18 protein-coding genes are annotated in these 18,874 nt (G+C 71.9%); 13 read left to right on the forward strand and 5 right to left on the reverse strand.

Features of this window, described 5'->3' with window-relative positions:
• Positions 1 to 672 carry a potassium-transporting ATPase subunit C gene (locus ACWD0J_RS02520; protein ID WP_451493865.1) on the forward strand — a complete coding sequence of 224 codons (672 nt, stop codon included), beginning with the start codon at positions 1 to 3 and terminating at the stop codon, positions 670 to 672.
• A gap of 116 nt (positions 673 to 788) precedes the next feature.
• Positions 789 to 1,472 carry a response regulator gene (locus tag ACWD0J_RS02525; protein WP_451493866.1) on the forward strand — a complete coding sequence of 228 codons (684 nt, stop codon included), beginning with the start codon at positions 789 to 791 and terminating at the stop codon, positions 1,470 to 1,472.
• Positions 1,473 to 1,749: 277 nt separating this feature from the next.
• Here ACWD0J_RS02525 and ACWD0J_RS02530 read toward each other — a convergent pair whose 3' ends face one another.
• On the reverse strand, positions 1,750 to 2,817 hold the full coding sequence (locus ACWD0J_RS02530; protein ID WP_451493867.1) for a TerC family protein: 1,068 nt from the start codon (positions 2,815 to 2,817) through the stop codon (positions 1,750 to 1,752).
• A gap of 255 nt (positions 2,818 to 3,072) precedes the next feature.
• On the opposite strand from ACWD0J_RS02530, the gene ACWD0J_RS02535 reads away from it, so the two are divergent.
• The 3 genes from ACWD0J_RS02535 to ACWD0J_RS02545 all read left to right on the forward strand — a co-directional run bounded on the left by ACWD0J_RS02535 (position 3,073) and on the right by ACWD0J_RS02545 (position 6,012).
• Positions 3,073 to 4,071: an anion permease gene (locus ACWD0J_RS02535; RefSeq protein WP_451493966.1), complete on the forward strand. Its 999-nt coding sequence runs from the start codon at positions 3,073 to 3,075 to the stop codon at positions 4,069 to 4,071.
• A 19-nt stretch (positions 4,072 to 4,090) separates the two neighbouring features.
• Positions 4,091 to 4,726 (forward strand): hypothetical protein, encoded by a 636-nt coding sequence (locus tag ACWD0J_RS02540; RefSeq protein ID WP_451493868.1) that lies wholly within the window; start codon positions 4,091 to 4,093, stop codon positions 4,724 to 4,726.
• A gap of 503 nt (positions 4,727 to 5,229) precedes the next feature.
• Positions 5,230 to 6,012 carry a hypothetical protein gene (locus ACWD0J_RS02545; RefSeq protein WP_451493869.1) on the forward strand — a complete coding sequence of 261 codons (783 nt, stop codon included), beginning with the start codon at positions 5,230 to 5,232 and terminating at the stop codon, positions 6,010 to 6,012.
• Between the two features lie 89 nt (positions 6,013 to 6,101).
• On the opposite strand, the gene ACWD0J_RS02550 is transcribed toward ACWD0J_RS02545, so the two are convergent.
• On the reverse strand, positions 6,102 to 7,082 hold the full coding sequence (locus tag ACWD0J_RS02550) for an alpha/beta fold hydrolase (RefSeq protein WP_451493870.1): 981 nt from the start codon (positions 7,080 to 7,082) through the stop codon (positions 6,102 to 6,104).
• A gap of 328 nt (positions 7,083 to 7,410) precedes the next feature.
• Complete coding sequence (locus ACWD0J_RS02555) at positions 7,411 to 7,776, reverse strand: STAS domain-containing protein (RefSeq protein WP_451493871.1); 366 nt, start codon at positions 7,774 to 7,776, stop codon at positions 7,411 to 7,413.
• Positions 7,777 to 8,274: 498 nt separating this feature from the next.
• On the opposite strand from ACWD0J_RS02555, the gene ACWD0J_RS02560 reads away from it, so the two are divergent.
• The 7 genes from ACWD0J_RS02560 (at position 8,275) to denD (ending at position 15,236) form a co-directional block, all read left to right on the forward strand.
• Positions 8,275 to 8,613, forward strand: a complete 339-nt coding sequence (locus tag ACWD0J_RS02560; protein ID WP_451493872.1) for a MerR family transcriptional regulator — start codon at positions 8,275 to 8,277, stop codon at positions 8,611 to 8,613.
• A 231-nt stretch (positions 8,614 to 8,844) separates the two neighbouring features.
• A complete protein-coding gene (locus ACWD0J_RS02565) occupies positions 8,845 to 10,431 on the forward strand; it encodes an ABC transporter substrate-binding protein (protein WP_451493873.1) in 1,587 nt (528 codons plus the stop codon).
• Positions 10,432 to 10,451: 20 nt separating this feature from the next.
• Complete coding sequence (locus ACWD0J_RS02570) at positions 10,452 to 11,420, forward strand: ABC transporter permease (RefSeq protein ID WP_451493874.1); 969 nt, start codon at positions 10,452 to 10,454, stop codon at positions 11,418 to 11,420.
• 5 nt (positions 11,421 to 11,425) lie between these two features.
• Positions 11,426 to 12,316 (forward strand): ABC transporter permease, encoded by an 891-nt coding sequence (locus tag ACWD0J_RS02575; RefSeq protein ID WP_451493875.1) that lies wholly within the window; start codon positions 11,426 to 11,428, stop codon positions 12,314 to 12,316.
• Between the two features lie 62 nt (positions 12,317 to 12,378).
• Positions 12,379 to 13,350 carry an ABC transporter ATP-binding protein gene (locus tag ACWD0J_RS02580; protein ID WP_451493967.1) on the forward strand — a complete coding sequence of 324 codons (972 nt, stop codon included), beginning with the start codon at positions 12,379 to 12,381 and terminating at the stop codon, positions 13,348 to 13,350.
• Entirely contained in the window at positions 13,343 to 14,044 is a 702-nt protein-coding gene (locus ACWD0J_RS02585) for an ABC transporter ATP-binding protein (protein WP_451493876.1), read from the forward strand. Before ACWD0J_RS02580 ends, ACWD0J_RS02585 begins: the two co-directional genes overlap by 8 nt.
• A 136-nt stretch (positions 14,045 to 14,180) precedes the next feature.
• Complete coding sequence (gene denD, locus ACWD0J_RS02590; RefSeq protein WP_451493877.1) at positions 14,181 to 15,236, forward strand: D-erythronate dehydrogenase; 1,056 nt, start codon at positions 14,181 to 14,183, stop codon at positions 15,234 to 15,236.
• Positions 15,237 to 15,463: 227 nt separating this feature from the next.
• Here the strand turns inward: denD and ACWD0J_RS02595 are convergent, their stop codons facing one another.
• Both ACWD0J_RS02595 and ACWD0J_RS02600 read right to left on the reverse strand, forming a co-directional pair.
• Positions 15,464 to 15,667: a hypothetical protein gene (locus ACWD0J_RS02595; RefSeq protein WP_451493878.1), complete on the reverse strand. Its 204-nt coding sequence runs from the start codon at positions 15,665 to 15,667 to the stop codon at positions 15,464 to 15,466.
• Positions 15,668 to 15,685: 18 nt separating this feature from the next.
• Entirely contained in the window at positions 15,686 to 16,180 is a 495-nt protein-coding gene (locus ACWD0J_RS02600) for a hypothetical protein (protein ID WP_451493879.1), read from the reverse strand.
• 500 nt (positions 16,181 to 16,680) lie between these two features.
• On the opposite strand from ACWD0J_RS02600, the gene ACWD0J_RS02605 reads away from it, so the two are divergent.
• Positions 16,681 to 18,870 (forward strand): DUF4139 domain-containing protein, encoded by a 2,190-nt coding sequence (locus tag ACWD0J_RS02605; protein WP_451493880.1) that lies wholly within the window; start codon positions 16,681 to 16,683, stop codon positions 18,868 to 18,870.
• Positions 18,871 to 18,874: the final 4 nt, after the last annotated feature.

Genomic DNA, 18,874 nt, shown 5'->3' on the forward strand with positions numbered 1-18,874 from the left:
ATGAACAACCACTCCGTCACGAACACCGCCCGGTTGCTCTGGGCCGGCCTGCGCGCCCTCGCCGTACTCACCGTGGTGACGGGCATCCTCTACCCGCTGGCCGTCACCGGCGTCGCCCAGGGACTGTTCCCCGCCAAGGCGAACGGCTCGGAGATCACCTCGGAGGGCGAGGTGGTCGGCTCCTCGCTCATCGGCCAGGCGTACAACCTGCCGCTCGGGAAGGGCCAGGAAACGCCGGAGCCGGACCTGAAGTGGTTCCAGGGGCGCCCGCAGAACGGCCTGGGCACCAACAGCGTCAACACCCGGTACCAGCTCATCCTGTCCGGCGCGACGAACCGTTCCGGTGACAACGCCGTCCTGATCAAGTGGGTCAAGGACGCCAAGGCCGCCGTCATCAAGGACAACTCGACCCCGGACTACGAGGTGGAGCCGTCCGACGTCCCCGCCGACGCGGTCACCTCCTCCGGCTCGGGACTGGACCCGGACATCTCGCCGGCCTACGCCGACCTCCAGGTCCACCGGGTCGCCGAACGGAACGGCCTGCCCGTCGCCCAGGTCCACCGGCTCGTGGAGGCGCACACGGACGGCCGGATGCTCGGCTTCATGGGCGAGCCCACCGTCAACGTCCTCGAACTCAACATCGCGCTCAGGGAACTCGTGGCCAGGAACTGACGGCCCGAGACGAACCGAGCGGGAGCCGGCGGCCGGGAAGATCCGGCCGACTCCCCGCGCCAGCGGGCCGGGTCCGCTTCCTCCAGCCCTTCGTACGGAAGGAAAGGCGCACACCGATGACGCGGGTACTGGTGGTGGAGGACGATCCCCGGCTCGTCAGGGCACTGGTGATCAACCTGCGGGCGCGCCGGTACGGTGTCGACCCCGCGCCCGACGGCGCCACCGCACTGCGTCTCGCCGCCGCGCGCCCACCGGACGTCGTCCTCCTCGACCTGGGCCTGCCGGACATGGACGGCGTGGACGTCATCGCGGCCCTGCGCGGCTGGACCCGCGTGCCCATCCTCGTGCTCTCCGCGCGCCGGGCGTCCGACGAGAAGGCCGCCGCGCTCGAGGCCGGGGCCGACGACTACCTCACCAAGCCGTTCAGCATGGACGAACTCCTCGCCCGGCTTCGGGCCGCCGTCCGCCGGGCGGAGACCGTGCCGCTCGTCCCCGGGACGACCCAGGTCACCACGGACGACTTCACCGTCGACCTGGTCGCCGGGAAGGCCACCCGCGCCGGACGCGACGTACGCCTCACCCCCACCGAATGGCATCTCCTGGAGATCCTGATCTGCGACCCCGGCCGCCTCGTCACGCGGCAGCACCTGCTCCAGGAGGTGTGGGGCGCCTCCCACAGCGACAGGACCAACCACCTGCGCGTGCACATGGCCCGGCTGCGCCGCAAGCTGGAGGCCGACCCCTCCCGCCCGCGCCACCTCATCACCGAGCCCGGCGTGGGCTACCGCTTCGAGAGCTGACGCGTTCTCGGCCGGGTCAGTGGCGGTGCTGGGTGTGTTCTGGTCGCTCCGCGTGTTGCGCGCAGTCGGCGTTGTGGCAGGGGCCAGGGCCCCACACAGGCACCACGACTCCGAGCGTCTTGTGGCGCTTCGTGATGGTCAGGCCCACGGGCTGCTTGCAGGCCGGGCAGACAAGCGTCCCTTGGGGATCGGTCTCATGCTGGGCTTTGCTCATTCTTTAACGATAAGCCGTAAATGCGAAGAAGTGGACACCTGTGTCCCCGGTGATCGGATGTGATCAGCGCGTCGGTGGGGGAGGGCCGTCCGGCTCCTCCCGTTCCTCACCCGGGCGCCGGGCGGGTGCAGGCGCGGTCTCCCCGGCGACCGGGTCCGGTCCGGCAGCGCCAACATCGTCCTCCGCGGGGGGATGCGGCGGAGGCGGTCGCCGCAGGCTGAAGACGACGGACGCGGCCAGGACCACGACGATGACGACGAGGCTGACCGGTGAGGGGATCTCCGGGATGGCGGGGTTGATGAGCTTGTGGGAGGCCTGGAAGATGAGCTTGACGCCGATGAAGGCCAGGATGATCGCCAGGCCCTTGTTCAGGTAGTGGAAGCGGTCCAGCAGCCCGGCGAGCATGAAGTACAGGGCGCGCAGGCCCAGAATGGCGAACGCGTTGCTGGTGTAGACGATGAAGGCGTCGTCACTGACGGCGAGGACGGCGGGGACGCTGTCGACGGCGAAGATCAGGTCCGCGGCCTCGATCGCGGCGACCACCGCGAGAAGCGGGGTGGCCACGCGCTTGCCGGACTCCTTGACGAAGAACTTCATCCCGGCGTATTCGTCCCGCACCGGGATGATCTTGCGGAGTATCCGCAGGGCGAAGCTCTTGCCCGGGTCGAAGCTGTCCTCCTCGTCCTTGAGGAGCTTGTAGGTGCTGTAGAAGAGCACCGCGGCGAAGACGAACAGCACCGCGGTGAAGCGGCTGACGACGGCGACGCCGGCGGCGAGGAAGATCCCGCGGAAGACCAGCGCGCCCATGACCCCGAAGAACAGGACCCTGTGCTGGTAGGCGCGGGGCACCTTGAAGTAGGCGAAGATCACGGCGAAGACGAAGAGGTTGTCCACCGACAGGCTCTTCTCCAGCAGCCACGCGGTGGTGTACTCGGTGCCGGCCGTCGTACCGAGAACGAGGAAGACGACGGCGCCGAAGACCAGGGCCAGCCCCACCCACAGGGCACTCCAGGCAGCGGCCTCCTTGAAACCGATGACGTGCGCCGTGCGATGGGCCAGCAGGTCCACCGTCAGCGACACCACCACCGTCGCGGCGAACGCCGCCCACAGCCAGAGCGGGACCTCGAGCATGTCGGTCACCCTCTCCGCGGCCGTACGCCTGTACGCGGACCCTCATACAGGAGTCTGCGACATGTCGCGGCACCGGGCGACCCCAGGACGCACAGGCGGCCCGCCGCTCCCGCCGCGCACCGCACGCGGTGACAGTGCCGTGTGCGGCGGGTGCGCGAGTCCGTCGGCGGGTTTCGCGGCACGATGGAAACGTACGAGGGCGTGCGCGGTCCCTCCGGCGCCCTGGCCCTGTGCGCGGCGAGAGGTGATCCGGCCATGGAGCTCACGCTGGTGGTGCTGATCATCGTCGTGGGACTGACCTTCGACTTCACCAACGGCTTCCACGACGCCGCGAACGCCATCGCCACCTCGATCTCCACCAGAGCCCTCAGCCCCCGGGTGGCGCTGGCGATGGCCGCCGTCATGAACTTCTGCGGCGCGTTCCTGGGCACCGAGGTCGCCAAGACGGTCGGCAGCGGCATCATCAGCGCGCCCGAGGAACTCTCGGGTTTGCTGCTGGTGATGTGCGCGCTCATCGGCGCGATCTGCTGGAACATCTTCACCTGGTGGCGTGGACTGCCGACCTCCTCCTCCCACGCCCTGATCGGCGGACTGGTCGGTGCCGCCCTGGCGGCCTCCGCCACCGTGCACTGGTCCGGCATCGTGGACAAGGTCCTGCTGCCCATGCTGCTGTCGCCACTGGTCGGCATCGTCCTCGGCTACGGCCTGCACACGCTCATCCTGTGGACGTTCCGCCACGCCCCGCCCCGCCGTACGACCCGACGCTTCCGCATGGCGCAGACCGTCTCCGCCGCCGCCATGGGCCTGGGCCACGGGCTGCAGGACGCGCAGAAGACCATGGGCGTGATCGTGCTCGCGCTGGTCACGGCGGGCTGGCAGGACGACTTCTCCGTCCCCGTCTGGGTGATCGCCGCCGTGGCCGCGGCCATGGCGGCCGGCACCTACAGCGGCGGGCGCCGCATCATCACCACCCTCGGCCGGCGCATCGTCCACCTCGACCCGCCGCGCGGCTTCGCCGCCGAGACAGCGGCCGCGGCCGTCCTCTACACCACCGCGTTCCTCGTCAAAGCCCCGATCTCCACCACCCAGACCATCACCGCCGCCATCCTGGGCGCCGGTGCCACCCAGCGCGTCTCAGCCGTACGCTGGCAAGTAGCCCGCTCGATCCTCACCGCCTGGATCCTCACCTTCCCCGGGGCCGGGCTGCCCGCGGCGGCGATCTACCTCGTCCTGCACGCCGTCACCGGCCTGTGACCCCCGCAGGAGGCCGACCATGCCCAGCGCGCCCACTCCCCGTCCGACCGGACCACGCGATGCCGGGCCGCCGGGCGGCCTTCCGGTGCCCGCCCGCTTCGCCCACCTGCATCCTGACGACGGCGCCTGCCTGATGGAGTACGCCGCCCTGCTGGCCACCGGCCGCTTCACCGACAGCCCGCCCCGCACCCACCCGGTGCTCGCCGCCCTCGCCCGCGCGGTCAACGACAGCGTCGGCGACCCCGCCCGCCAGGCCCTGTGGCCGCTGGCCGCCGATCTCGCCGACGCATACCCGGCCGACCGCGCCTACGCGCCCCGGCTGATCGGCACAGTCGTGGACGCCGCCCGCCGCCTGCGGCCCGCGTCCCGACGCCTGGCACGGCACAGCGCGGCCTGCCGCGACCGGGCCCGCAGGCTCACCCGGGCGCGTACGCCCGCCTCGCCGGCCCGCGTCGCCGACGCTCTGTGGTGGCACGGCCCCGGCCATCACCACCTCGAACACGCCCTCCGTGTTCTGCGGACCGCACCGGACGCCGACCGCCGCCTGTCCCGACTGCTGCGCGAATCCGTCACCGAGGCCCGCGCGGACACACTCGATGCCTCCGGGGCAACCCGCCCAGATGCGCGCGGTCTCAGCAGAAGTCGCGGGCGATGAGCTCTCCATCCGAGGCGTTGCCGGCACCGCTGATCTCGTTGTCGCCGTCGTCCCACACGCAGACATGGCCGGCCTGGCAGGAGCCGTCGCCTTCGCCTCGCCGGCGAAGCCGACGGTCACGGCGGGCACGGTCGGCGATGCTGCGGACCCGCGGCCCGCGCCCCGCGGAACCTCATTGGTGCGAGGCCGACGCCCGGACCCGAGCCGGGCGGCACGCACACGCGGCTTCGACCGTCGCGGGCTACCCGGATGGGGCAATCGTCACGTGTGGCCGACTGGCGTGGCAGACCCGCACCGTTGAGCCGATGAACCAGGTCGTCCTCCTGGCGGGCGTGCCGGCTCGCCAGGCGATCCCGGTGCGGGTCCCGCAGGATGATGACGGTTGTCCGGTGCGCGGGGAAGGGCCCGGTCCTTGGTGAGGGGCCGGCCACTGCTCCCGGGTCGGCGCAGCCGTTTCGACACGTGCGGCACCACGACCGGCCGCCTGATCCCGGGGAGCATCCATGGCAGTGATGACGGAGGCGCTCCTGCCGGCGTTGGAGGACGTCCGCGACGCCCACCGGGCAGTCGCCGACCGCTTGCGCGCGGACGTGGCCGTCACACCACCAGGCCGTGACCGGCAGACGATGGAGATCCACCTCACCGATGTCCAGGACACCCTCCGGCGCATCGAACAGCACATACGCGATCTACGGCCCCGCGACCTTCTGGACGACACCGTCGACATCGCTCGGTTCCTTGCACGCGGCGCCGTGCGGGTGACCAGGCTGCCGCTGACCATCGGAACGATGATGGTGACAGGGCTGCTGCGCGGCGGACGGCCGCCCGACGAGCGCGAACTGCTGAAGAACGCCGAAGAGGAGTACGCGGTCATCGCCCGGGCGCTGGCGGCCTGCCGGGCCGGGCAGGGCATCGCCGAACATGTCCCCGACCTGGCCACCGCCGCCCTGCTCGCCTCGCTGCGGCGCCAGGACGAGGAACTGCTGGAGACACTCGAGGACACCGTCGCCCGGCAGGCCCGCGCCGTGGCAGCCCGCGCCAGTGGCCGGCGCCCGCCGCAGGGTACCGGCGACGGCCTGACCGAGACCGCCGCCCAGACCGTGCGCGCCGCCCTCGGCCGTGTGTGGGAGGCCGCCCGCAGCGGCAGCCGGCCTGCCGGGAGGGATGCGGAGGACACCGTCCGGGGCCTGCCCGACGCGACGGTCAGGCGGCCCACCACGGACGCGAGACGCTCACCGCCGCCGCCGACGAAGCGCGAGTATCCCGGTGACTCGGTATCCCGGTGACTCGGTAGGCAGCCGTTCGCCTGGCGCGAGGCTTCCCGAGGCCGGTCGGGCCGCCTGTCGCCCGGTACCGCGGCTCAGCCGCGAGTGCGTCAGGCGTCCAGGCCGGCGAGCCAGTCCGTCAGGAGCCGACTGACCTCGTCGGGGCGTTCCTGCTGGATCCAGTGGCCGCAGCCGTCGAGGATGTGGGAGGAGACCAGTCCCGGCAGCGTGACCGGGTACGCCTTGATCGCGTCGGCGAGCCATGTCGTGGAAGCGTCCAGGCTGCCGCCGATGAACACCGAGGGCTGGGTGACGGGGGCGCTGTCGAGGGCGGCGAGGTCTTCCCAGTCGCGGTCCATGTTCCGGTAGCGGTTGAGCGCTCCGGTCATGCCGGTCCGTTCGAACTCGCCGGCATAGACGTCGAGGTCGCGCTCGCTGAGCCAGGCGGGCAGCCGGCCGACGGGGAACCGGTCACGCAGCCTCCCGGTCCTGGTGACGAAGTGCGGATCGGGAGCGCCGGGTGCGGGCATGGTGTCAGCGGACAGTGCCGCGTAGAACCCCGCGAGCCAGCCGCGTACATCGGGTTCGATCTCGGCCTCGGCGCGACCGGGCTCCTGGAAGTACGAGACGTAGAACTCCTCGTCCCAGCCCATCTGAGCGAAGACGTCGCTGGGACGCGGCCCGCCGCGCGGGGTGTAGGGAACGCTCAGCAGACCCACTGCCCGGAACACCTCCGGCCTGAGCAGGGCGGAGTTCGCGGCGGTGGTCGCGCCCCAGTCGTGACCGATGATCACCGCCGTCTCCTCGCCCAGAGCGTGTACCACCGCGACGGTGTCTTCGACGAGGTCGAGCATCCGGTACGCACTCGTCGTGGCCGGTTTGGAGGAGCGGCCGTAGCCGCGGACGTCGATGGCGACCGCCCGGTATCCCGCCGCCGCGAGTACTGGCAGCTGGTGCCGCCAGGAGTACCAGGACTCCGGGAAGCCGTGGACGAGTAGCACCAATGGTCCGGTTCCCTGCTCCGCGAGGTGGATCCGGCCTCCCGGCGAGGACACCAACCGGTGTGTGATCTCCGCGATGTGCTGCGACATGCGTCTCCTCCAGGGCCGTCGGTCTTCTGTGCCAGTCTTCTGCGCCCGCCCCGGAACGGCTCCCTTCCGCCGTGGCGGGGCTCTACGCCGATCCTGTGGGAGACCACGCCCAGGCAACGAGCTTGTTTGCCGATTCGGCAAACCGCCGTGAACGAGAGCGGGCGCCGCGGTGATCCCCGAGCCGGGCGCTGGGGCAGCAGCAGCCGCAGCCCTGCCGGGGCCGGTGGGCGGGAGCCGGAGGCGGCCGTGCGGCGGTGCTCCCGCGAAGGAGGACGCCCCGGACGCGGAGTCCGGGTGGCACGCCGTCGCTCGCCGGGCGCGGCCTGGGTCAGGCCGTCAGGGCCTGCTCGACGGTGGGATGGCAGGGGATGACCTCGTCCAGTCCGACGAGTTCGAGGAGCCGGAGCACCGACGCCTGGGCGGCGGCCATACGCAGCCACCCCTGAGCCTCGCTCGCGGCCTGGTGGACGGCGACGAAGACATTGATGCCGCTGGAATCCATGAAGGTCACGCCGGCGAGATCCACCACGATCCGCGGTGGCGTCGCGCCGTCACGGGACAGCAGGACCTCGCTGAGCATGTCCTTGACGTCGTGGTCGATCTCGCCGCGCAGGGTGACCACCCGGATGCCGTCGACGGTGGTGTGGTCGACCGACAGGTGGTCTGGCCGGGCTGCTCTGTGCGGGTCTGTCACCGTTTCCTCTACTGAACTCGCTGGTGGGGGTTCGGGCTCTGACACGATCTACGCCGACAGCCTGCCCCGATACTACGGCGAACCTGCCCGGATGCCACGGCGAACGGATGTGCGGCTCATTACGCGGATCGCAGGGGGACATGTGAGGCACAGGGCAGCGCGGCCTGGAGATCGTCATGGCCGTCGCCCAGGGCTCCGAGGTGCAGCGCGAACCGGTCGGCAAACGCGTCACCGCCCGCATCGCCCTGCCCGACGACCTGGCGGGAACGTGAGTCGGCGCCGCCCCCCCATGAGCGGTCGGCGTCCTGCTTCACCGTGGTGGCGAACCCTCCCTCTCTGGAACCCTCATTCTCTAACGCGCAAAAATCTGTGCTGGCTGAAGTAGACATTGAGCGGTTGTGTGGATATGGTTTCGCTGACAGATGGTGTAGCAGTTTCTTCGGGGCCCTGGTGCCACACGGCGCCAGGGCCCTCCACGCGTCGCACAGAGAGGTGCAGATGACAGCAGGCGACTCGTACAGCCGTCTCGAAGACGACGACTATCCCGCCTACACGATGGGCCGGGCCGCCGAGATGCTCGGCACCACCCAGGGCTTCCTGCGCGCCATCGGCGAGGCCCGCCTCATCACCCCGCTCCGATCCAAGGGCGGCCACCGCCGCTACTCCCGCTACCAGCTGCGCATCGCCGCCCGCGCCCGGGAACTCGTCGACCACGGCACCCCCGTCGAGGCCGCCTGCCGGATCGTCATCCTCGAAGACCAGCTCGAAGAAGCCCAGCGCCTCAACTCCGAGTACCGCCGCGCCGCCGAACCCGCGAACCCCACGGCCGCGGCCTGAGACGGCTGAGCCTGCGCCCTCCCCACAAGCCGACGCCACCGCCCGCACAGGCTGCCCGGAACGCACCGCGTTCCGGGCAGTTTCGCGTTCCCTGAGAGCGTGCGGTCGCGGCCGGACGCCGCCCGGTCCGGTGCCGCAGCGGGCGCGGACTGATGCGTGACGGGCCTGAACAGCCCCTCAGTTGCACGTAATATGCAACAACACGTCAACTGCAACAAAGGTGTGAGGCTGATGAGGACCCGACGGATACGAGGCGCCGCCGTCCTGGCGGCGGTGGCCACTGGGGCCGCCGCGTGCTCGGCCCCCAGTGGCGGTGCGGGCGGCGGGGGGAGCGCCGACTCGGTCGTGATCGGGGTGGCCTCGGAGCCGGACACCCTCAGTCCGCTGCTCGGCTACGGCAAGGACGGCAACTCCAAGATCTTCGACGGCCTGCTCGCCCGGGACGCCGACCTGAAGCTGAGACCCGCTCTCGCGACGGCACTTCCCGAGGTGGGTGAGGGGGGCCGCACGTACACCTTCACCCTGCGCGAGGGGGTGAAGTTCAGCGACGGTGAGCCGCTGACCTCCGCCGATGTGGTGTTCACCTACCGGACCGTCCTCGACGCCAAGACCAACAACACCTCCCGGAGCGAACTGGACTCCGTCAAGGAGGTGCGAGCGAGCGGTGACGACAAGGTCGTCTTCACGCTGAAGTACCCCTACGCGGCCTTCGCCGGGCGTACGGTCCTGCCGATCGTGCCCGAGCACGTCGCCGGCAAGCAGGACCCCAACACCGGCTCCTTCAACACCAAGCCGGTCGGCACCGGCCCGTACCTCCTCGCCGGATGGTCCAAGGGCGAGAAGCTCACCTTCAAGGCCAACCCTCACTACTGGGGCGGCGTACCGAAGGTGAAGAAGTTCACCATGGCGGTCATACGGGACGATGACGTACGGGCCACCCGGCTGCGCTCCGGCGACCTCGACGGCGCGATCCTGCCGCCCAACCTCGCCGCCACCTTCAAGAACGACAGCGGCAGGCGGACCTACGAGGCCACGTCCTACGACTACCGCACCGTCACCCTGCCCACGGCGAACAAGATCACCGGCGACCGCGCGATCCGCCGGGCCCTCGACGCCGCCGTGGACCGCGAGGCCATGGTCGACACGATCCTCGACGGGGCGGGCCGCCCGGCGTACGGGCCGCTGCCCAGCGACGACCCCTGGTTCGCCAAGGGCATCGAACGCTCCCAGGACCTCGGCAAGGCCCAGCGGATCCTGGACGAAGCGGGGTGGAAGCCCGGCGAGGACGGCATCCGCGTACGCGGCCGTCAGCGGGCCGCGTTCACCCTGCTCTACCCGTCCGGCGACAAGGTCCGCCAGGACCACGCGCTCGCCTACGCCTCCGACGCCAAGAAGGCCGGCATCGACGTGAAGGTCGAGAGCGCCACCTGGGAGGTCATCGAGCCGCGGATGAAGAACGACGCGGTCCTCGCGGGCTTCGGCAGCACCGGCGACCCCGACTTCGGCCTCTACACCATGCTGCACTCCTCTCTCGCCGGCGACGGCTTCAACAACATGGGCCGCTACGCCAACCCGGCGGTGGACGAAGCCCTCGACACCGGCCGCCGCAGCCAGGACCCGGCCGCGCGCAAGGCCGCCTACGACACCCTCCAGCGCGAACTGGTGAAGGACCCGGGCTACACCTTCCTCACCCACATCGACCACCTGTATGTGCTCGCCGACCGCTGGGACGGGCTGACCACCCAGGTCGAGCCGCACGAGCACGGCTTCGCCAGCGGCCCCTGGTGGAACATCGAGGACTGGCAGCCGAAGAAATGACACCCCTCCCGTGGAAGGCGATGGCACGCCTGACGGGGCGCCGGGCCCTGTCCGCCGTCCCCGTGCTCCTCGTCGTCACCTTCGGTGTGTTCGCGATCGCCGCCGCCTCCCCGTTCGATCCCGTGAAGGCGTACGCCGGCACGGCCGCGCTCGGCTCCGACCAGGAGACCCTGGACCGACTGCGGGCCAACCTCGGTGCGGACGAGCCCTTCGCCGTGCGCTGGTGGGAGTGGCTGACCTCCGCACTCACCGGCGACCTGGGCCAGTCCAGCGTGCTGCGGCAACCGGTCGCCCAGGTGATCGGTGAACGCCTGGTCTGGTCGACGCTGCTGTGCGCCGTCGCGTTCGGCGCCGCGCTGCTGGTCGGCACAGTGCTCGGCGTACTCGCCGCCCGGCGCCCCGGATCGATGCTCGACCGCGCCGTGACCTCCCTCGCCTACACCCTGGAGGCCGCACCGGTCTTCTGGATCGCCCTGCTCGCCATCTGGCTGTTCGCCCTCCAGTTGGGCGTACTCCCGGCGGGCGGCCTCACCGACACCGCCAGCGAGCAGGTCACCGCGAAAGAGGTGGCGCGCCACCTCGTGCTGCCCGCCGGCGTACTCGCCGTCTCGCAGCTGCCCTGGTTCACCCTCTACGTCCGCCAGGGCGTCGGTGACGCGCTGGCGGAGGACCCCGTGCGGGGCGCCCGCGCCCGGGGACTGGGCGAGCGCACGGTCCTGCTCGGCCACGCCCTGCGGTCGGGACTGCTGCCGGTCCTCACACTGACCGGCTCCCGCGTTCCCGAACTCATCACCGGCGCACTGCTGGTGGAGAGCGTCTTCAGCTGGCCGGGCATCGCGGCGGCCACCGTGGAAGCGGCCACCGCCGTCGACTTCCCGCTGCTCGCCGCCCTGACCAGCCTCGCAGCCGTCGCCGTCCTCGTCGGAAACCTGCTCGCGGACCTGCTCTACGGACTCTTCGACCCAAGGGTGAAGCTCAATGACATGTGACTCCCATGGCTGAGACGGCAATGGACACCACCACCGCGTCCCCATGGCGCTCGCACGGCACGCACCGCCGCTCCACCCACACCCTCCGGCTGCGCACCTCCGCCGCTCTGATCGCCGTCACCGTCCTCGCCGTGCTGCTCGTCCCGCCACTGGTCCAGCTCGACCAGCAGGCCGTCGACCTGGCAGCCAAACTGCGACCACCGTCCTGGGCCCACCCCTTCGGCACCGACGACGTCGGCCGGGACCTGCTGCTGCGCTGCGTGTACGGACTGCGGGTCTCCCTCCTCGTCGGCGTCGCGGCAGCCCTCACGGCGACCGTCATCGGCACCGCCGTCGGGGCCACCGCCGGGTCACTGGGCGGCTGGGTCGACCGGGCTGTCATGCGTGTGGTCGACACGGTCTCCTCCGTACCCCACCTGCTGCTCGGCATCTTCATCGTCGCGATGTTCCGGCCCGGCGTCTGGCCGGTGGTGGTCTCGGTGGCGCTCACCCACTGGCTGTCGACCGCCCGGATCGTCCGCGCCGAGATCCTGTCCCTGCGCTCACGCCCGTACATCGACGCCGCCGTCTGCGGCGGCGCGTCCCGATGGAGGGTGGCCGTACGGCACCTGCTGCCCGGTGTGCTGCCTCAGGCCGCGCTCGCCGCCGTGCTGATGGTGCCGCACGCCATGTGGCACGAATCAGCCCTGTCCTTCCTCGGGCTCGGACTGCCCACCCACACGGCGAGCCTGGGCACCCTCATCCAGAGCGCCCGGGGCTCCCTGCTCGCCGGGCAGTGGTGGCCGACCCTCTTCCCCGGCCTGTTCCTCATCGTCCCGACCCTCGCCATCGCCGGCCTGGCCGGAGCCTGGCGGGAGCGGATCAACCCCCGCCGCCGATCGGAGCTGATGCTGTGACCGAGCCACCCACCGAGCGAACCCCCGTCCTGTCCGTACGCGGGCTGTCGGTGCGCTTCCTCATGCCGGGCGGGCGCCGCATCGCCGCCGTCACCGACGCGCACTTCGACGTGGCGGCCGGCGAATGCCTGGCCCTGATCGGGGAGAGCGGCTGCGGCAAGTCCGTCCTCGCCTCCGCTCTCCTCGGCCTGCTCCCCGCGAACGCGCAGACCGCGGGCCAGGCCCGCCTCGGCGACCTCGACCTGCTCTCGGCCGACGAACGCACCCTCGCCCACACGGTCCGGGGCCGCCTGATCGGCCTCATCCCGCAGAGCCCGGCCGGGCACCTCACCCCCGTACGCACCATCCGCTCCCAACTGGAGGAAGTGGTCACAGAACTGACGGGGGTGCGGGGACGCGCGCCCCGGCGGGCGGCGGCCGAGGCGGCCGCCGAACGCGCCGCGTTCCCCGCAGACCATCTCGACCGCCACCCGCACGAACTCTCCGGCGGTCTCGCCCAGCGCGCGGCCACCGCCCTCGCCCTCGTCGGCGACGCGCCCCTGCTGCTCGCCGACGAACCGACCACCGGACTCGACCGCGACCTGGTGGACCGTACGGTCGACGAACTACGACGCCACGTCGACACCCCCGACGGCCCGAACGGGACCGGACGGGCCCTGCTGGTCATCACGCACGACCTGGCGGCGGCAGAACGCGTCGCCGACCGGATCGCCGTCATGTACGCGGGCCGTATCGTCGAACTGGCCGACGCCGGCGCCTTCTTCGGCGTCCCCGGCCCCCGTCACCCCTACAGCCGGGGCCTCCTCCAGGCCCTCCCCGAGCGCGCCTTCACCCCCATCGCGGGCATGCCGCCCGAACTGGGAGACCTCCCCGACGGCTGTGCCTTCGCGGAGAGATGTGACCGGGCCACCGACGCGTGCGGCGCGTTGCCGCCGATGTCCGGCAGTGTCGTCTGCCATCACCCGCACGCTCCGCAGGTCGCCCCCCTGGACACTGGTTCCGCTTCGACCGCACCGGAGGACGTCCGTGCTTGAACTGCGCGCCATCACCGCCGGATACGACCGGCGAGCCCCCGTGGTGCGGGACGTCTCGCTGACCGTCCCAGCCGGTGAGGCCGTCGGGCTGCTCGGTCCCAGCGGCTGCGGCAAGTCCACCCTCGCCCGTGTCGCGGCCCTGCTGCACCGCCCGGACTCCGGGACCCTGCTGCTCGACGGCGAGCCAGTGCGGCGCTGGCGCCACCGCGCCCCGCGGGAGCTGCGCACCGCCTTCGGTGTCGTCTTCCAGCAGCCCAGACTCTCCGCGGACCCCCGGCTGCGGCTCACCGACCTGATCGCCGAACCGCTGCGGGCCACCGGCCGCCGTGAGGACATCCCCGCACGCGTTGCCGAACTCACCGCAGCCGTCGGACTGACCCCCGACCTGCTGGGCCGCCGTCCCCACGAAGTCAGCGACGGCCAACTCCAACGGGCCTGCCTGGCCCGCGCCCTCGTGCTGCGCCCGCGCTGGCTGATCTGCGACGAGATGACCGCGATGCTCGACGCCTCCACCACCGCCGCCCTGGTCTCAGTGGTCGAGGACTACCGCCGCACCACCGGCGCGGGCCTGCTCGCGGTCGGCCACGACCGCACGCTCCTGGAACGCTGGTGCGACCGCACGGTCCACTGGGACGACTGTCAGGCCACGATGCGTTCCGGACAGCGGCGGGGGCCGGGCGTACCAGTGCGATGACCGGAGGGCGGCTCGCTGCCGACGGCGGAAGTGCCGCAGCAGCGGGGCGGGGGAGCCGGCCAGACGTTCAGTCCGCCGGTTCCCGGAGCCGTCCGTGGGCATGATGCACTCCGATCCGACTACGGAGGGACGCCGCATGAGGATCGTCATCACCGGTGGCTTCGGCTTCCTGGGCCGACAGGTCACCAGCGCACTGCTCAAGAGGCGGACGTTTCTAGGCGCGCCGATCGATCGGCTGGTGCTCGCCGACCGGGTCGTGCCGGTCGGGACGCGATCGGCGTCCGACCCGCTCGTGGTGATCGTGCGGGGCGATCTGACCGGCCATCTCGACGAAGCGTTCGCAGAGCCGGTGGACGTGGTGATCCATCTCGCCGCAGCCGTCTCGGCCGAGTGCGAGGCCGACTTCGACCTCGGCATGCGCGCCAACGTGGACACCACCCGCGCACTCCTCGAAGCCGCCCGCGCACAGTCGGCCGCCGGCGGGCCGACGCCGCGCCTGCTCTTCCCCAGCAGCGTCGCGGTCTACGGCTCCGACCCGGCGCTCCCCCTCCCGCCCGCGGTCAGCGAGTCGACCCTGCCCACACCGCGATCCAGCTACGGGACCCAGAAACTAGTCTGCGAGCAATTGATCGCGGACTGCACCCGGCGCGGTTTCGTCGACGGACGGGTCGCCCGCCTGATGACCGTGTCGGTGCGGCCCGGCAAGCCCAACGCGGCCGCCTCCGGCTTCCTGTCCGGCATCATCCGCGAGCCCCTCGCGGGCCTCCCGGCCATCTGTCCCGTACGTCCCGGTCTGCGGGTGGCTCTGGCCTCGCCGCGACGCACCGTCGAGGCGATCCTCCGCATCGCCGAAGCGGAGCGCGGGGTGAGGAGGGGCCAGCTCGTCGGCGGACTGCCGGTCAACCTTCCGGCGCTCACCATCTCGGTCGCCGAGATGCTGGCCACGCTCCGGCAGGTGGCCGGTGACGCCGTCGCCGACCTGGTGACGATCAGACCCGACCCTGCCGTCGAGGCCATCGTGGGCTCGTGGCCCTCCGCCTTCGACAACACGCGCGCCGCCGCGCTCGGGCTGGACCCCGACCCGGGCTTCGCATCGGTGGTACGGGACTACTGCGCCGACCACCCCGACGCAGTCCTGGCCGACCCATCGCGCGCAGCGGGGCAGCCGGGTCAGGGTTCACCGGCTGACTAGGCCATCTTCCGGAGCACGCGGGCATCGGCCGGCCGGCCCGGCCGGCGATCGCGACCCGGACCGCCACCGCCGATCCAGGGGCCGCCGGCGATCTCGCGGCCGTCTCGCCCGAGCCCGGTCCGGGCAGGGCGGATGTCCTCTGTCCGTGCGGCCGAACGGCCAGCAGCCCGGGCCGAGTCCGGACGCGGGCCGTCTCGTCGATCGGCGTGACAGCCCACCGGCCCCTGCTACGGTCCGTGACCGGGCCGTTCGTGCGGACGGGTCCCGTGGCGGATGCGGTCGTACTTGGGGTTCGGCCGGCCGTCCGGCAGGGTGCGTGGTGCGGTGAACACCCCCTGCAACCCGCTGTTCTCGGAGTACGGCTCACCGATGACCTCGCGCGGGAGGGCCAGCCCGAAGTGCTCCCCGAACAGTCGGTACACAGCGGCCATGTCCGGGACGTGCAGCCCTCACTCGTCGGGGTCGTCCGGGAAGTCCGGGTCGGGAACGGCGCTGCCGAGCGCGATCTCGGTGGTCATGCGCACGGTGAGCGGGTGATCGGCTCGGACCTGGTCGTGGACCTCGCCCTCGCGGTACTGCCAGTCCCACGCGCCGTCCACGAAGGCGACGACCGTCGGTGGATCCACGATGGTGTCGGTGACGTGCGCGTAGGTCCGGCCCTCCCACAGGTGGCGCAGATGGTCCCGGTCGCGCCGGAAGACGCCCTCGCCGGTCTCGAACGCGAAGGCCCACCGCTCACAGGTGCCCAGGCGAGCGAGGTCCGGCAGCCTCACGGTGCTGCCTGCCGCTGCCACTATGGCGTTGAAGGCGGACGCGTCCATGACAGTTCCGGGCTCAGCGCCCAGCATCGTCGCCAGGTCCTCGACCTCGGCGTCCCTGAGTGCGACCAGATGGAAGCCCCACCCATGGAGGGCTTCATGTATCCACTCGATTCCGTCATCCACGTCCGGCAACCTACCTGGCCGCACCGACGGCTGACGGGCTCGTGGGTGCTCAAACCCCGCGCATGGCGGCAGCGCCAACGACCCTTTCCTCGGAAGAACAGCGAGGAGCAGCGGACTGCCGGGTGGCTCGGACAGGAGGGCGCGACTGCCGAACAACAGCCCTGGAGGATGGCTCGGACGGCGTCACCCGTGACCAGCCGACCTTCACCGAGGAGTGGACCGCGCGAGGGTCCACGGTGAAGAAACATCCCCGCCCCGGCTCAGGGCGAGCGGGGGAGCCGCCCTGCCAGGAGTCCGAGCGACGAACGACCACGGCACGGCGTCGAACTGTCCCTGCTCGACGGCAGTCCCGTCCCGGGCGCCCCCACCTGACCCCCGCACTCCGCTGCCAGCGGCGCGAAGGCGCGGGAGTCGGTCATGATGTCCCACGTGACGTCGTGTGCTGTGCCGAACGGCCCCGGCGTAGGCTTCACTTCGCACGGACACGGGGGACGGATCAGATGAAGGCCGGGACAACGCCACGTTGGGCATCGACCCTCGACGCGGTCGTGGTGTACGCGCAGGGTGCGCTCTGCAGCCGCATGGCCCGGGGCACCGTGCCGCCGAACGGCCGGGTACGGGTGACAGGACTGCCCCGCGCGATGGACCCGGGCTCGCTGCGGGTCCGCGTCATCGGCGCGTCCGGCGTGCGGAGCACCGAGGTGCGGGTGGAGACCGACGCCGAGCCGCTCGACACCGGCACGGCCGACGCATTGCGGCGCGAGGCCGAGCGGCTGCGGGACCAGCACGCGGCGGCGCGAGGGCGCCGGGACCGGCAGCTGAACCTGATCAGGGAGGTCACGGCGCTGCACCCGGTGCCGCCGACCCGCAGGCGTGAGGATCCGCACCGCGTCACCCCGGTCGACGCGTGGCTCGGACTCGCTGATTTCGTCGACGAACGACTGACGGCACTGCACGCCCGTCTGGTCGGGCTGGAGGAGGAGCTGCGCCTCGTCGAGCACGACCTGGCCGTCGCGGCGGACAAGGTGCTCCGCGCCTCCACCGACGCGCCCTCAGCGCACGTACGCACGACGGTCAACGCGGTGCTGACCCTCGACGGCACCGGTGAGGCGGAGTTGGAGCTCGAGTACATGGTGCCGGGCGCCGTCTGGGTGCCGGCCTACCGTCTCACCCACCGGCAGGGCGAACGCAGCGGCCGCCTGGTGCTGCGCGCCTCGGTCGCGCAGCGCACCGGAGAGGACTGGACCGGTGTGCGCATCGCCCTGGCCACCGCCGATCTGCGGCGCCGTACCGACCTGCCGAAACTCCGCTCGCTGCGGATCGGGCGCCGTCAGGCCGCCCCCGCGCCCTCCGGCTGGCGTGAGCCCCCGGCCGGGCTCGCCGACCTGTTCGCCGGGTACGACGCGGCAGGCCCCGCCTCGGCCGTCGCGGGTACGGCCGTTCTCGGAAGCGCCGTGGCCGGGCTGCCGTCCGGTCCCCTCGTGCCGCCGCCGACACCGCAGAGCTACGGCGGGCCGCCTGCCGCGGCCGAGGGCTCCGGCGTCGCAGGCAGCGCTTTCCCCGAGGCCCCCCGGACCCAGCAGACCCTCCAGCCCCCCCAGGCCCCCCAGGCCTTCGACGGCCCGATGCCCGGCCTCACCCAGCCGGTCCCGTCGCGAACCGGCAGTATGCCGCGTGCCGGCGGCGGCTCCTTCCCGGCGCCCGCCGTCATGGCTCCCGCCGCTCCGGGCGCGGCCGTGCCGCCACCGTCTGCGGCACCGAAGGCCGGTCCGGTGGCCGCCCCAGCGGCGGCCGGTGCGCCTCCACCGCCTCCACCGCCTTCACCGTTTCCACATCCGGCACCGGTGACCGGCCCACCACAGCCGAGCGGCGCCGAACTCGACTACGCCGCTCTCGTTTTGAGCGGCCCCGACGAGCAGGGCGGTCGCCGGGGCAGGCTGTTCCCGGAGGCACCCTTCGACCCGGTGGCGGCCGAACACCGCCGCCGCGCCGCATCAGTGGCCCAACTGCCCCTGCCCCCGCACGCCGTGCGGCCCCGCGAGTCGGCAGGCTCCTTCGACCACCGCTTCGATGCCGTCGCCCGCGCCGACATCCCCTCGGACGGTACCTGGCACACCGTCACCGTGACCGAGATCCCGGTGGAGCTGCACACCGAGTACCTCTGTGTGCCGTCCGTGGAGCAGACCGTGTACGCCACACTGCTGCTGTCCAACGCCACCGACCAGGCGCTGCTGGCCGGCCCGGTGGAGGTCACCGTCGATGACGACCACCTGCTGACCGCCGCACTGCCCACCCTCGCCCCCGGAGGCGTCCGGCGGATGGGCCTCGGGCCCGCCGAGGGCATCCAGGTCACCCGCCGCACGAACCTGACCGAGTCGACCTCCGGCCTGCGCAACCACATCACCGTGCTCGACCACCAAGTCCACGTGGATGTGGCCAACCGGCTCGCGAAGCCCGTCACCGTCGAGATCCGCGAGCGGATTCCGGTCACCTCCGATCCGGACGTCAGGATCGAGGAACGGGCCGACTGGACAGCACCCGGGGAGGACGCGGAACACGATCACCATGCCCCGGGCACCCGCGTCTGGCGGGTGAGCCTGTCCGCCGGCGGCACCGCCGCCCTCCACGGGGGCTACGAGATCCGCATCCCGGCCGGCAAGGCCCTCGTCGGCGGCAACCGCAGGAGCTGACACA

The organism is Streptomyces sp. NPDC003011 (assembly GCF_053591515.1).